Annotated in this window: 22 protein-coding genes and 1 tRNA gene; 20 read left to right on the top strand and 3 right to left on the bottom strand. The window is 51.9% G+C overall.

The features are described from left to right. Positions 1–11 precede the first annotated feature (11 nt). Positions 12–239, bottom strand: coding sequence for a helix-turn-helix domain-containing protein (locus tag IAE27_RS01500; protein ID WP_200091560.1), 228 nt, complete (start codon positions 237–239; stop codon positions 12–14). 54 nt (positions 240–293) lie between these two features. Here IAE27_RS01500 and IAE27_RS01495 point away from each other — a divergent pair, with 54 nt between their 5' ends. Beyond that, entirely contained in the window at positions 294–1,052 is a 759-nt protein-coding gene (locus IAE27_RS01495; protein ID WP_227685207.1) for an XRE family transcriptional regulator, read from the top strand. 200 nt (positions 1,053–1,252) lie between these two features. After that, the gene (locus IAE27_RS01490) at positions 1,253–2,557 is read left to right on the top strand and encodes a hypothetical protein (RefSeq protein ID WP_200091552.1); all 1,305 of its coding nucleotides are present in this window, start codon (positions 1,253–1,255) and stop codon (positions 2,555–2,557) included. Positions 2,558–2,708: 151 nt separating this feature from the next. On the opposite strand, the gene IAE27_RS01485 is transcribed toward IAE27_RS01490, so the two are convergent. Next, positions 2,709–2,915, bottom strand: a complete 207-nt coding sequence (locus IAE27_RS01485; RefSeq protein ID WP_200091658.1) for a hypothetical protein — start codon at positions 2,913–2,915, stop codon at positions 2,709–2,711. Between the two features lie 1,081 nt (positions 2,916–3,996). Between IAE27_RS01485 and IAE27_RS01480 the strand changes: the two genes are divergently transcribed. The 16 genes from IAE27_RS01480 (at position 3,997) to IAE27_RS29510 (ending at position 11,079) form a co-directional block, all read left to right on the top strand. After that, positions 3,997–4,203 carry a phage encoded cell division inhibitor protein gene (locus tag IAE27_RS01480; RefSeq protein WP_015705909.1) on the top strand — a complete coding sequence of 69 codons (207 nt, stop codon included), beginning with the start codon at positions 3,997–3,999 and terminating at the stop codon, positions 4,201–4,203. A gap of 72 nt (positions 4,204–4,275) precedes the next feature. Continuing rightward, positions 4,276–4,557, top strand: a complete 282-nt coding sequence (gene gamL / locus IAE27_RS01475) for a host nuclease inhibitor GamL (protein ID WP_154023046.1) — start codon at positions 4,276–4,278, stop codon at positions 4,555–4,557. 9 nt (positions 4,558–4,566) lie between these two features. Then, a complete protein-coding gene (locus IAE27_RS01470) occupies positions 4,567–5,484 on the top strand; it encodes a recombinase RecT (protein ID WP_154023047.1) in 918 nt (305 codons plus the stop codon). Beyond that, complete coding sequence (locus tag IAE27_RS01465) at positions 5,481–6,161, top strand: lambda exonuclease family protein (protein ID WP_200091550.1); 681 nt, start codon at positions 5,481–5,483, stop codon at positions 6,159–6,161. Before IAE27_RS01470 ends, IAE27_RS01465 begins: the two co-directional genes overlap by 4 nt. Then, entirely contained in the window at positions 6,158–6,586 is a 429-nt protein-coding gene (locus tag IAE27_RS01460; protein ID WP_200091548.1) for a regulator, read from the top strand. The genes IAE27_RS01465 and IAE27_RS01460 overlap by 4 nt, the downstream gene beginning before the upstream one ends. Further along, on the top strand, positions 6,583–6,735 hold the full coding sequence (locus IAE27_RS01455) for a DUF1317 family protein (RefSeq protein WP_200091546.1): 153 nt from the start codon (positions 6,583–6,585) through the stop codon (positions 6,733–6,735). The genes IAE27_RS01460 and IAE27_RS01455 overlap by 4 nt, the downstream gene beginning before the upstream one ends. Further along, positions 6,732–7,466 (top strand): DNA cytosine methyltransferase, encoded by a 735-nt coding sequence (locus IAE27_RS01450; RefSeq protein ID WP_200091544.1) that lies wholly within the window; start codon positions 6,732–6,734, stop codon positions 7,464–7,466. The genes IAE27_RS01455 and IAE27_RS01450 overlap by 4 nt, the downstream gene beginning before the upstream one ends. A gap of 10 nt (positions 7,467–7,476) precedes the next feature. After that, positions 7,477–8,028: a phage N-6-adenine-methyltransferase gene (locus IAE27_RS01445; RefSeq protein WP_200091542.1), complete on the top strand. Its 552-nt coding sequence runs from the start codon at positions 7,477–7,479 to the stop codon at positions 8,026–8,028. Beyond that, positions 8,025–8,240, top strand: a complete 216-nt coding sequence (locus IAE27_RS01440; RefSeq protein ID WP_200091541.1) for a hypothetical protein — start codon at positions 8,025–8,027, stop codon at positions 8,238–8,240. The genes IAE27_RS01445 and IAE27_RS01440 overlap by 4 nt, the downstream gene beginning before the upstream one ends. Beyond that, positions 8,237–8,554, top strand: coding sequence for a hypothetical protein (locus tag IAE27_RS01435; RefSeq protein WP_200091538.1), 318 nt, complete (start codon positions 8,237–8,239; stop codon positions 8,552–8,554). Before IAE27_RS01440 ends, IAE27_RS01435 begins: the two co-directional genes overlap by 4 nt. Further along, positions 8,551–8,742: a DUF1382 family protein gene (locus IAE27_RS01430; RefSeq protein WP_022650956.1), complete on the top strand. Its 192-nt coding sequence runs from the start codon at positions 8,551–8,553 to the stop codon at positions 8,740–8,742. The genes IAE27_RS01435 and IAE27_RS01430 overlap by 4 nt, the downstream gene beginning before the upstream one ends. 91 nt (positions 8,743–8,833) lie before the next feature. Then, the gene (locus IAE27_RS01425) at positions 8,834–9,052 is read left to right on the top strand and encodes a TraR/DksA family transcriptional regulator (protein ID WP_200091535.1); all 219 of its coding nucleotides are present in this window, start codon (positions 8,834–8,836) and stop codon (positions 9,050–9,052) included. Beyond that, entirely contained in the window at positions 9,049–9,489 is a 441-nt protein-coding gene (locus tag IAE27_RS01420; protein WP_227685206.1) for a hypothetical protein, read from the top strand. Before IAE27_RS01425 ends, IAE27_RS01420 begins: the two co-directional genes overlap by 4 nt. Then, positions 9,452–9,691: a DUF4222 domain-containing protein gene (locus IAE27_RS01415; protein WP_200091532.1), complete on the top strand. Its 240-nt coding sequence runs from the start codon at positions 9,452–9,454 to the stop codon at positions 9,689–9,691. Before IAE27_RS01420 ends, IAE27_RS01415 begins: the two co-directional genes overlap by 38 nt. Positions 9,692–9,703: 12 nt before the next feature. Then, positions 9,704–10,039 (top strand): helix-turn-helix domain-containing protein, encoded by a 336-nt coding sequence (locus IAE27_RS29910; protein ID WP_004151317.1) that lies wholly within the window; start codon positions 9,704–9,706, stop codon positions 10,037–10,039. Further along, entirely contained in the window at positions 9,922–11,079 is a 1,158-nt protein-coding gene (locus tag IAE27_RS29510) for a site-specific integrase (protein WP_320159724.1), read from the top strand. The genes IAE27_RS29910 and IAE27_RS29510 overlap by 118 nt, the downstream gene beginning before the upstream one ends. A 15-nt stretch (positions 11,080–11,094) precedes the next feature. On the opposite strand, the gene IAE27_RS01405 is transcribed toward IAE27_RS29510, so the two are convergent. After that, positions 11,095–11,171, bottom strand: a tRNA-Arg gene (locus IAE27_RS01405). A gap of 342 nt (positions 11,172–11,513) precedes the next feature. On the opposite strand from IAE27_RS01405, the gene folD reads away from it, so the two are divergent. Both folD and ybcJ read left to right on the top strand, forming a co-directional pair. Further along, positions 11,514–12,380 (top strand): bifunctional methylenetetrahydrofolate dehydrogenase/methenyltetrahydrofolate cyclohydrolase FolD, encoded by an 867-nt coding sequence (gene folD, locus IAE27_RS01400; protein WP_004099791.1) that lies wholly within the window; start codon positions 11,514–11,516, stop codon positions 12,378–12,380. Position 12,381: 1 nt separating this feature from the next. Continuing rightward, positions 12,382–12,594 carry a ribosome-associated protein YbcJ gene (ybcJ, locus tag IAE27_RS01395; protein WP_004099787.1) on the top strand — a complete coding sequence of 71 codons (213 nt, stop codon included), beginning with the start codon at positions 12,382–12,384 and terminating at the stop codon, positions 12,592–12,594. Positions 12,595–12,670: the final 76 nt, after the last annotated feature.

The raw sequence follows: 12,670 nt of genomic DNA, 5'->3' as shown, positions 1-12,670 counted from the left end.
TTTAACGCGGCTCAGGCGGATGTATTACTAGCACCAAGCAGTTGAGCAAGATCAGGACGGATATCTGCTGGTTTTAGTTTTCCGTTGGTAGCAGAGACAATCTTCATTACGTAACGAGCGTCGATGCCACCGCCGTGCAACCAGCGCCATACAGTCGGCTGCGCTACTCCGCACAAGTCGGCTAACTTTTTTTGGCTACCAGCAATATCAATCGCGCGCTGGATGGTTTTGTTCGTCATATTCCAATTCCTATGAGTATTGGTTTGAATTAATAATAGCAATGCGTATTGATTATGGCAATAGCTAAACGTGTTTTGACCACCAATACGCAAGCGTATAAATTTAATGTTATGAAAAAAGAAACTCTTGCAGATCGCCTTAACCTGGCGATGGAACTATCTGGTATGTCTCAGGGTGCCTTGGCGAAGGCGTCTGGAGTGGCTCAGCCAACGATCTGGAGGTTAACTAGTGGGAATGCTCGTGGCTCAACAAAAATAGTTGAGATAGCAAAGGCTCTCGGAGTGAGAACAGATTGGCTTTCAACTGGGTCTGGTCCGATGCGTGATGATGGGCAAGAACCTGTATCTGCCCCACCAAAGCAGAACACTTCCCCTGCAGGTGTTTTCAGGGTCGATGTACTTGACCTTACTGTAAGCGCGGGACCTGGCTCATTTATGATATCCGAATTCGTCGAGGTCCTTCACGCCATTGAATTCACCACTGAACATGCGCGTTCTCTGTTTGGTAACCGTTCACAAGCAGATGTGAAAGTAATGACTGTTGACGGCGATAGTATGTGCCCAACAATCCAATCAGGCGATCGTCTGTTCTTTGACGTTTCAGTAAGAAGCTTCAAGGTTGATGGTGTTTACGCTTTCGTATTTGGGCAGCATTTTCACGTCAAGCGGCTTCAGATGCAGGGCTTGCAGTTAGCTGTACTATCAGATAACCCGGCATATAAGGATTGGTACGTGACTGAGGAGAACCAGGACCAGCTTTACATCATGGGGAAGGCGCTCATTCACGAATCAATTGCTTACAACAAGCTATAGCAATGGCCTGAAGAGACGTTTGGCTCAGAGGCAAGGTGTTCTGGTCGGCGCATAGATGGTGAACGGTATTATATCTCACATCAATAACGCCATTAAGGCTCAAAAGCATCACTAGGGCCAAAACTACTAATCAGTGAATGAAGCAAAATTTGACTGACATTTATTATTAATATTTTAATCCCGACGTGATGGAGCAAAAGATGACAGCAGAAATTGCAGTTTATAATCGTTCTGGCATAGCATTGGCCGCAGACTCAGCTGTAACTACTACAAATGGATTCTCCGAAAAAATATATAATAACGCAGATAAATTATTTGAGCTTTCAAAGCATCACCCCGTCGCACTGATGATATATAATAACGCGGGTATATGCGGTGCCCCATGGGAATTGATGATCAAAGCTTACAGAAAAAGCCTTGGTGACAAGTCTTTTGACTTTATTAGCGAGTATGCTGCCGATTTCTTTAGTTTCGTTCAGAATAATCAGAATATTGTCACCGTTGATATGCAGGGGAAATATTTCTTTAGCTTGTTTTCAGATGCTATCTTACCAAAGTTGTTAAAGGATGTGCAGGATGAGGACGTTGCTGGCTTTATTAAAATAAATAATGCCGCCCCATCTTTTGATGAATACCACGATTTTATTGAGCAACGCTGTCGAAGAAAATTCTCTGAGATATATGAGAATCCATTTTTTGATTCCTTTACGAAAGAAGATTTCGAATTAGCATTTAGTGAACTCTCTCCAATAACATATCAATTATGCGCCTTAAGAATACAACCCAACATTGACAATCCTGACAACCCATATCCTGAATCATTAAAGGAAGCGCTAGCATTGCTTCTTTCCTCTTATATGTGTAAAGAAAATGATTTGCAGACTTATTCAGGGATTGTTTTTGCTGGCTATGGGGATCAGGAATTTTATCCAGCAATTGAGTCACATCATATTTACGGTGTTTATAATGGGAAAATTATGAAACCAAGCACCAAGGATAAAGACAATACTGGCTCTTCAATTGGAATTTTCCCTTTCGCGCAAGAGGATGAGGTGCACACCTTTATGCAAGGGTGTAGCCAAGGAATTATAAAATGTGTAGAAGATTCAGTCTTTGGCTCTCTTCAGAAATTAAAAATGGAAGTGACTGGGTTGATATCGGCACAGCATCCGTCAATCTCTAGATATGAGATTGAAGCAGCCTTCGATGCAACCATTGCAACAACTCAAGGTGATACTCTTGAAGCAATTCAAAACCATATGACGTTAAATCATGTGCAAAAAGTGCTTTCAGTGCTGGGTTCTCTAGCCAAGGTTGATTTAGGTTATATGGCTGAATCACTTGTAAACCTCACCGCCTTTAAGCGTAAGGTCTCAAATGATAGCGACAGTGTTGGCGGACCTATTGACGTTGCTGTATTATCTAAGGGTGATGGTTTCGTTTGGATGAAACGCAAGCATTATTTTGATAAAGAACTGAATTATCAATTTTTTAAGAGAAAATGATGGGGGGAAGCGTGAGCTTACAACAGGTAGTGGATAACGCCTACAAGGCACTTGCAGCAGCTAAGTTCCCGATTGGTAGTGGCAGCAGCTCTCAACAGGCTGCATTAGCCACCAAAAAGAAATAACCTAACCCGGCCACCGCGCCGGGTTTTTACTGCCCTTTCCTCATGAACTCCGCAGAATCCCGTAGTAACCCTTTGTGAATAACGTTCCCAACGGAGCGGCGCTTTGCTTCCAGCTGGTCAACGATAACGTCACGATTGATTGCTACACCCTCAATAATCAGATCAACTACCGCCCCACCTATCTCGCAAGCGATAAACGCTGCACGCTCTTCGCGTAACTCATCCCGATCCATATCCATACCTAGCGCCATAGCCATACCCTCATTGATGTTTTTTTTGAGCATGTCACGCATCTTTTACAAAAATAAATTCCTTTCTCTATCAGTCATTTAATTTCAATTGCTATTAAACAATACCAATACGTATTGATATCAATAATACTCATAGCTATTATCAATCCATCGAAACGAAACATCGACAGCTGAGCGAAGTTAGCCAGCGGCGGACAGCAAGTCGCCTGCTTTTTAACAACATGCAGATTTACAGCGTCAATGACCTGTTTAGACCCTTACACGAGAAACGTGCTGTATCACCGGGTGCGATCCGGTCGGTGAGAGAGTATCCCCGCGCGAGAGCGAGAACGGCGTGAGAACGGGCAACACTGGCAGGGAGTTGGCGCTGACCAAAACAGGGAATGTTTTGGGATTGGATGAATGAGCAGGCTGATGCTCGACCGATGTATTCACAGCGCTCATGGCAAGCAGTAACCAATCTGCGCCTCAAGACAGAGTCACTGGTAGTGCGGGCGCTCTAACCAGTAAGCCGGAGATCAGCGCCGGCCATCCAATCGCCAAAGCATTTCTCCCGCATCAGCGGGTAACGACAGAGGGTAAGGCGATGGAGTTTAAGAAAGGAGATGTTGTTACGTGGTCAAGCCAGGCTGCGGGCAGCTGGAAGACGAAAACTGGTGTGATTACGGAAGTGTGGGAATACAAAAAACAAACGCGTTACACCGTAAAGGTTGATCCGAAGGAAGGGTCGACGGCGAAACCGAAGTTTTACTACCCACGCACATCAGCACTACAGAAGGTGTCATGACCCGCTCCGGCGGGTTTTTTATCGGCCATACATAGGCAGATTTTCGAGTCTGCCCATTTATGACAACCGGCGGCCATCCACCGCCAGAGATTAAGCGCAGAAGTCTTTCTTGTTCCGCTGGCCGGCGATAAGGCAACGAGGGTGATATGAATCACGATGAATTTGATGATGGTCGTTGCGGTATGTCGCGCCGGTGCTGGCGAAACCTGACCCGCATCTGCATTGGCTTAATAGCCATATACCTGCTGGTATCCTTGTTTGTGATGGAGGCCCTGCGTGATTAGTCAGCACTACGGTACCCAGACCGTTAACCGCGGTGCCGTTCAGCCAGGCATGCTGGTTAAGCATCGCGATGGCACCTGGACGGCATCAGCTCACAAGCGCGGCAAGTTGTACCTTCACCGCGGATGCGAGCGTACCTACACCAAAGCCCTGCTTATCGAAATCTACCTTGATGGACGCGGAAACGGCTTAAGCAACTAACCAACCAATTAAACCGATCTGCCTGGCTTCAAGCGGGCGGGATTCGTACATCCAAATTTCAGGAGTTCAGCCATGAACGCATACCTCACTTACGACCGCATTGAAGATCGGCGCTGGGTTGAGCAGCAGCTCACCGACGAGAAAGAGAAATGGATCGACGAGCGGGCGAAAGAATTGATCGCCATGTTCCCGAAAGACCCGCTTTCAATGCGCTCCCTCTTCCTTCCAACAGCAGCCACTCTAGTGCTAACCGGTGATAGAGCACTAGAGCATTACAACGACTATATCACTCACCTTTGCTATGACCGTGCAGAAGAAGAGTGGGACCGCCTTCATTCAACCTGCCCTTTTTAAGGAGGGATTATGAGCTTAACCCTTGTTGATTTCGTCAAACAACAGGAGCCGCTTTTCATTAAGGCGGCCACTGACGAGCGGATGGTGTGGGCGAAGGAAAGTCAGTTCGCCATCCAGCTATTTCAGAACAACGACTACCTCGCGAAAGTTGCATTCCAGAACCAGACCAGCACGCAGAACGCGATCATCAACGTTGCGGCCATCGGCATTTCGCTAAACCCAGCCCAGAAGCTGGCTTACCTGGTTCCGCGTAAAGGGGCAATTTGCCTCGACATCAGTTACATGGGCCTGATGCACATTGCGCAGCAGTCTGGCGCCATTAAGTGGTGCCAGTCGGCAATTGTTCGCAGAAACGACCAGTTCCGCCGCGAGGGGCTCGATAAGCCGCCGATCCACATCTACAACGACTTCGATACTGAAGAGCAGCGCGGGGACATCGTAGGCGCGTATGTAACGGTAAAAACTGACGATGGTGATTACCTCACCCATACGATGCGCATCGATGCCATCTACTCCATCCGTGACCGGTCTGAAGCATGGAAGAAGTACAAATCTGACAACAGTAAAAAGTGTCCATGGGTCACTGACGAAGAACAGATGATCCTCAAAACAGTCGTGAAGCAGGCAGCAAAATACTGGCCTCGCCGTGAGCGCCTGGACGCCGCCATAGACCACGTTAACACCGAGGGCGAAGAAGGTATCAACTTTACAGCAGAGCGTCAGCCTGAGCGCGATATAACGCCGCTTAGCGAAACCACGCAGAAAGAGATTAACGACCTGCTTGTCTCCTTGGATAAGACATGGGATGCCGATCTTCTCCCTCTCTGTTCACGCATTTTCAAACGCCCTATCTCGCAGCCAGCCGACCTGACAGAACTGGAAGGTATTAAGGCTCTCGGGTTCCTCAGGCAAAAGGCGGCAGCATGACACCAGATATTATCCTGGCCCGGACCGGTATTGACGTAACCACTATCCAACAGGGGGATGAGGCGTGGCATAAACTCAGGCTCGGCGTTATTACTGCCTCTGAAGTGCACAACGTCATTGCCAAGCCAAGATCTGGCAAAAAGTGGACTGATATGAAGATGTCCTATTTCCTTACGCTCCTTGCCGAAGTGTGTACCGGCGCTGCGCCGGAAGTTAACGCCAAAGCCCTGGCCTGGGGGAAGCAGTACGAGGACGACGCCAGGGCGCTGTTTGAGTTCACCACTGACTTGAAGGTCACCGAGTCACCGATCCTGTTCCGGGACGAAGGCATGCGTACCGCCTGCTCACCAGACGGCCTGTGCAGTGATGGCCGCGGCCTTGAGCTGAAGTGCCCCTTCACCTCTCGCGACTTCATGAAATTCCGGCTTGGCGGCTTTGAGGCTATCAAATCCGCCTACATGGCCCAGGTGCAATTCAGCATGTGGGTAACCGGCAAGGATGCCTGGTACTTCGCGAATTATGATCCTCGCATGAAGAGAGAAGGCATTCACCACGTGGTTGTTGAGCGCGACGACAAATACATGTCCGACTTCAACGAAATGGTGCCGGAGTTCATCAGCAAGATGGACGAGGCGCTGGCGGAGATCGGATTCACGTTCGGGGAGCAGTGGAAATGAAACGCACACCCTTCTACCGTCGGCCCGGGCGCACCGGGCAATTCTCCGGCCTCCGTGAACGCGTTATCTGGATGATTCAGACGCGCGGCCGCCCGGTCACCGGTAGCGAAATTGCTGAGAAATTCGGCGTAACTCTCATCGAGTTTAACCGGGTGGCCAATGGCATTACCCGCGGCTCAGGGCAGATAGCGCAGATAGTTGAGTCAAAAAAATGGCTTAACGAGGACGGCATCTGCGACCGCACTTTCGACCTGGTCACAAAGCCAAAAGTCATTACGCCGCAGGGTAAGTCGCGGTTGTTCACCCGGCGCGCCATAGAGCACTCGCAGGAAGGTAGACGGCAGGATTGCATAGCGCGTGCCGCCCGCCGTCGCCGCCTGATTGCTCAGGGCCTCTACATCGACGAAATGGAGTCAGTGCTATGACTCACGCTCACGACGACATCAGGGTTGGCACACTGTGCCTTCCCTTCATTGGTAACGGCTGGCTAATGCCTTTGGGTGAAGTGGTCAGCAATCCATTAAAGGCGCAGCGGCTCGCTGAGGAATATCGGGAAAGGCAGGAGGTGGCATGAATGAGCTGGCTCTTTTCGCAGGCGCTGGCGGAGGAATACTCGGAGGTATCCTCCTTGGCTGGCGGACAGTATGCGCAGTTGAACGTGATGCCTACGCCGCACAAGTTCTCGCGCAACGACAAAATGATGGAATCCTCAAACCTTTCCCGATTTGGTCTGACGTGTGCAGTTTTGACGGAAAGCCATGGCGAGGAATTGTTGACGTCGTTTCTGGCGGGTTTCCCTGCCAGGACATTAGCGCAAATGGTAATGGCGCCGGCATCAACGGACGTCGTTCCGGACTGTGGACAGAAATGGCGAGAATCGTCAGTGAAGTACGACCTGCATTCGTCTGCGTGGAAAATTCGCCGCGACTCAGGGGAAAAGGTCTTGCCGTGGTCATCGGTGACCTTGCCGAGATGGGGTATGGCTGCGAGTGGTTTCGTCTTTCAGCATCGAACTGCGGGGCGCCCCATGAAAGAGACAGGATGTGGATTGTGGCCCACGGCGAAGTCAACGATCCGAGGCGACTGTCCAAGCGAGCGGCTACGCAGAACTCCAGACTTACCGAGTGCGATAAAGATGCGTCCATTGCCGGATGGGTCGCAGCCACACCAGGATGGACAGCTGAACCCGGAATGGGTCGAGTGGTTCATGGGCTGGCCCATAGGGTGGACCGAATTAAAGCCCTTGGCAATGGACAGGTTCCTCGAGTGGCAGCGGCAGCATTCTCCATCCTCAAAAATTCATAGTGAGGTGAAGATGGATTACGTATACGAAACAAAAACACCAGCGGATCAGCGCGACCTTTGGCGAACTCCACCAGCCCTTTTCGCTTCCCTTGATGCTGAGTTTTGCTTCCAGCTTGATGCCGCCGCAGCGCCGCATAACGCGCTATGCCGGAAGTTCATCACCGCCGAGCAGAATACGCTTGAAACGCCATGGGCTGATTACCTTAATGTGCCTGGCTACGTCTGGCTGAACCCGCCATACAGCGACATTACACCATTTGTTAAGAAGGCCGCCGCCGAGAGCGCCAATCAGATCGGCACAGTCATGCTGGTTCCGGCAGACACTTCTGTTGGCTGGTTCAAAGAGGCGATCCAGACTGCTAGCGAGGTTCGCTTCATCACCGCCGGGCGGCTGGCATTTATCAACCCGGTCACCGGTAAACCTGTCTCGGGAAATAACAAAGGCTCGATGCTTATCATCTGGCGACCGTATCCGCGTACACACTGCCACTTCGCAACTGTGGACCGGGACGAGTTGATGGCTTTCGGGGCGAAACTTCTCGCCCGCAGGGAGGCCGCATGACACCAGCAAATGAAAACGCCATCCGCGCCGCCTGCCGCCGCACCGATGAAATCCAGCAAGCCATGCGCAAGAAGCCAAAGCCTAACTGGAACGAAACGGTGCCTCCCATCATCAACAAGCATCACAAGAAAATTGAAGCTCTGGGAGTTAGCCTCCTGGAGTTCGTCGTCAAAACTGGCCGCCTAAATGGGCGGTTTGGAGCCGAACAATGACAACAGAATTTAAACCCCTACCCGTCGAACGCGACCAATACGGCTACTGGACTCACCCGCTTTACGATGAATTTTGCGATGGGCGCGAGTCTATCTCACCTGATGAATTTAACGCCTGGTTGGATAAGAACGGCCTTGAGTGGAAAGTGGAGTTCCGCGATGAGGATGATGTCGATCCCGATGTGGACGGTTATGACATCTCAGCGTGGCAGCCCGAACCCCCTGCCGGTGATGGTTGGTTTGTCGGTTCAATTCACGAAACGGAAGATGGCGCCGTCTGCATCTGGCTGCGAAACGTTGGCGGTGCAGCATGAACAGAGCATCACCAGTTGATTTGAGGAAAAGCCTCGAAATCGCCAACCACCTCGCACACATCGGGATTCGCTTTGTGCCGATCCCGGTGGCTACCGAGGAAGAGTTCCAGACGCTTGCCGCCGAGTTATCGCGACGTCTTGAGCAGATGGCGGTCGAAGCCGAGAAGAATGAAGGCGGTGCAGCATGAAGGCACTAATCACCATGGAGCTTAAGGCTCCCTTTTTATTGCTGGCGTTCACCTTCAACCGAATTAACCGACAGTTCCGGGAGCATTGACTATGGCCGACATCATCGATACCGCAGCAGAGATTGAAGAGCTTCAGCGTAACGCTGCCCTTTCCGCTCACCGCATCGACCGCAACGCCGTATCAGCTGAGCATTGCGCGGAATGCGGCGAGGATATCCCAGCGCCGCGGCGCGCTGCCGTTCCAGGCTGTCAGACGTGCGCGGAATGCCAATCTGTTATCGAGCTGAAGAATAAGCAGAGGGGGATATGATGGATTACAGCAAGCTAAGTGATGGGGAGATTAGCGTCAGGTTGGCCTATTTCCTCAAACCAAAATACAGCGCCACCATTCACCCGCACGAGAGTTCTGCCGCGCAGCTGTCATGGAACTGGTTCAACACGGTACAGAACACCGGGTATTTCCCGCTGCGGCGCGCCGAAGAGCTTTACCCGGCAATGAAGAAACGCCGGATCGGCCTCATCCCATCAGGCAAGACCGTATGGACAGCATCACACGAATCGGGAGTCACCTCTACTCACCGCAACCCGCTGCGCGCGGTCGCGATTGTATTCCTCATGCTGCAGGAGAAAGAAAAAGATTCAGGAGCAGCGAAGAATTGCAGGAGTAGCAAAAAAGTGCAGGTGATGCAGGGGCCGCAGGAGTTAACCAATGTTCCAGCTAATTCAACGGGGTCAGATTTACGCTGACCAGCACGGTTGGCCCGTCATCATCCACAGCTGCTCATCACAGATAGTCCGCTACTGGCGACAGGGCCGGATAAACACCGCTTCAGTAGACCGTTTTAACAATGATTTTGAGCACCTCGATCACCGTGAGGCGACGCAGATACGCGCCGAACTGGAGACGAGCGAGCACATTAAATCGCTGCGCGCCCAGCGTGCGGCGTAACCGGGAGGAAATATGGCGTCTGACAAACCGATAACAGCACAGCAGGCTGCCGATTTGCTCATCGTGTCGGCGCGGGTGATCTACCGTCTCATCGAATCTGGAGAACTCGCCGGCCGCAAGGTCGGCAACAAGTACAGAACAACTGAGGCGGCTTGTATTGCATATTTGAAAACCCCGCGCGATCCTGTCATCGCGAACGCGGGTGAACATAAAGGAGAAGTTTTATGTCAATCACCCTCAGGGGCGGCGTGTGGCACTGTCATTTCTTTACGCCGTCAGGAAAAAGAGTTAGGAGATCTCTTGGCACGGGGGACAAAAAGCAGGCTCAGGAGCTCCACGACAAGCTGAAGGCGGAAGCGTGGCGGGTTGACCAGATTGGCGACCTGCCCGTCAGAACCTTCGAAGAGTGCTGCATCCGGTGGCTGCGGGAAAAGGACCATAAGCGATCGCTTGATGATGACAAAACCAAAATTGAGTTTTGGCTGCAGCATTTTTCCGGCCGTGATGTCTCGAAGATAACGGCGGAGGAAGTGCATGAAGCCGTTAACGGGATGATCAACCGTAAACACCTGCAGGTGTGGGAGAGTAAGCGTGATGCCGCGCTGAGGAAGGGTAAGCCTGTTCCTGAGTACAAGCCATGTCAGGTTTCACAGGCGACGAAGGCGCAACACCTTTCCTTCATTCGATCCCTTCTCAGGGCTGCGGCGAATGACTGGGGCTGGATAAAAACAGCTCCTGTTATCAAAACCCGCAAGCCTATCAGTAAGCGGATACGGTGGCTGACCAGAGAAGAAGCTGAGCGGTTGATCGAGTGCATGCCGGAGAGCATTAAGCCAGTGGTGATATTTGCACTGGCGACCGGACTGCGCCGCTCAAACATCATCGGGCTTGAGTGGCAGCAGGTCGATATGCAGAGAAAGGTTGCATGGGTAAATCCGGAGAACGCAAAAGCGGGCAAGGCGATTGGCGTAGCTCTGAATGATACCGCATGCAGGGTATTAAGGGACCAGATAGGGAAGCACTCCCGGTGGGTGTTCGTTCACACCACGGCAAAACATCGCCCTGATGGAACGTTGACGCCCGCGGTGAGAAAAATGCGGGTGGATGACAATAACGCCTGGCGTGCCGGGTTGAAAAAAGCGGGGATCGGGGATTTCCGTTTTCACGACCTTCGGCACACCTGGGCAAGTTGGTTAATACAGTCCGGCGTCCCGCTTTCTGTTTTGCAGGAAATGGGAGGATGGGAGAGCATCGAGATGGTGCGCCGTTATGCTCACCTGGCACCGAACCACCTGACCGAACACGCACGGAAAATTGACGCCATTTTTGGCGCTAGCGACACAAATACGACACAAGGAGGAAATCAGGCTGGATTAAAACTAGCGTAACTTGTTGATTTTAAATGGCACGCCCTACAGGATTCGAACCTGTGACCTACGGCTTAGAAGGCCGTTGCTCTATCCAGCTGAGCTAAGGGCGCATTGAGAAGCGGGAGCTTCGTGATGTGCAATCGCCGGAATTATACGGTCCACGCCTGATGAGTCAATGTATTTTGCCGCGAAACTGCGGTTGTCTGCGCAACCTGCCTGGTTTAGCTGCGAAAGGAGTATAAAGTTTATTCAACCTTATGTTTATGCACGGTAACTTTGCTTTCGACTCCATGCGCTTTTTGGCTCCGCTCGCGGCAGGATTATGCAGGGATTGCAGCGGTCGCCTTACCAAAGCAAGATAAAATCTTAAACGAAGACTGACAGCGAGGCTGGCTTCTGACAAAATATCGCCATCCCCCTTTCGTAAAGATACAGATGGAATCCTCTCTCTGATGGCAGCAAAAATTATTGACGGTAAAACGATTGCGCAGCAGGTACGCTCTGAGGTTGCGGAAAAAGTGAAGGCTCGCGTGGCGGCCGGATTTCGAGCACCAGGCCTGGCCGTCGTGCTGGTCGGCAGCAACCCGGCATCGCAGATTTATGTCGGCAGCAAGCGCAAAGCGTGTGAAGAGGTAGGCTTCGTCTCCCGCTCGTACGATCTCCCGGAAACCACCAGCGAAGCAGAGCTGCTGGAACTTATCGACACCCTGAATGCGGATAGCGCTATCGACGGCATCCTGGTTCAGCTGCCGCTGCCCGCCGGCATTGATAATGTCAAAGTGCTGGAGCGCATTTCGCCGGACAAAGACGTTGACGGTTTCCACCCGTATAACGTTGGCCGCCTGTGCCAGCGCGCCCCGCGCCTGCGTCCATGCACGCCGCGCGGGATCGTCACGCTGCTCGAGCGTTACAACATTGATACCTACGGCCTGAACGCGGTGGTCATTGGCGCCTCCAACATCGTCGGACGCCCGATGAGCATGGAGCTGCTGCTGGCAGGCTGTACTACCACCGTAACCCACCGTTTTACCAAAAATCTGCGTCATCACGTTGAAAACGCCGATCTGCTGATTGTGGCTGTAGGTAAACCGGGCTTTATTCCGGGCGAGTGGATTAAAGAAGGCGCGATCGTGATCGATGTCGGGATTAACCGCCTGGAAAGCGGCAAAGTGGTTGGCGATGTCGTTTATGAAGATGCCGCCGCGCGCGCGTCGTACATTACGCCGGTTCCCGGCGGCGTCGGCCCGATGACCGTAGCCACGCTCATTCAGAACACGCTGCAGGCGTGTGAAGAGTATCACGATATTCAGGAGGCCTGAGATGGCGAATTTTTCTTTAGGCAAACACCCGCACGTTGAACTGTGCGATCTGCTGAAGCTGGAAGGCTGGAGCGAAAGCGGCGCGCAGGCTAAAATCGCTATCGCCGACGGTCTGGTCAAAGTCGACGGTGCGGTGGAAACCCGTAAACGCTGTAAAATCGTCGCCGGTCAGACGGTCAGCTTTGAAGGTCAGAGCGTTACCGTTACCGAGTAACACGTTCAGGCGCCGCAACCGGCGCCTGTCCCCCCACCCCGACAGATGGTCTCTCGTTTTCCTGCACTTCAGTCAG

Source organism: Klebsiella sp. S69 (assembly GCF_016516145.1).
Taxonomy (GTDB): Bacteria; Pseudomonadota; Gammaproteobacteria; order Enterobacterales; family Enterobacteriaceae; genus Klebsiella; species Klebsiella oxytoca.
Note: the sequence above shows the minus strand (reverse complement) of the source record. Positions and strands in the feature narration are given on the sequence as shown.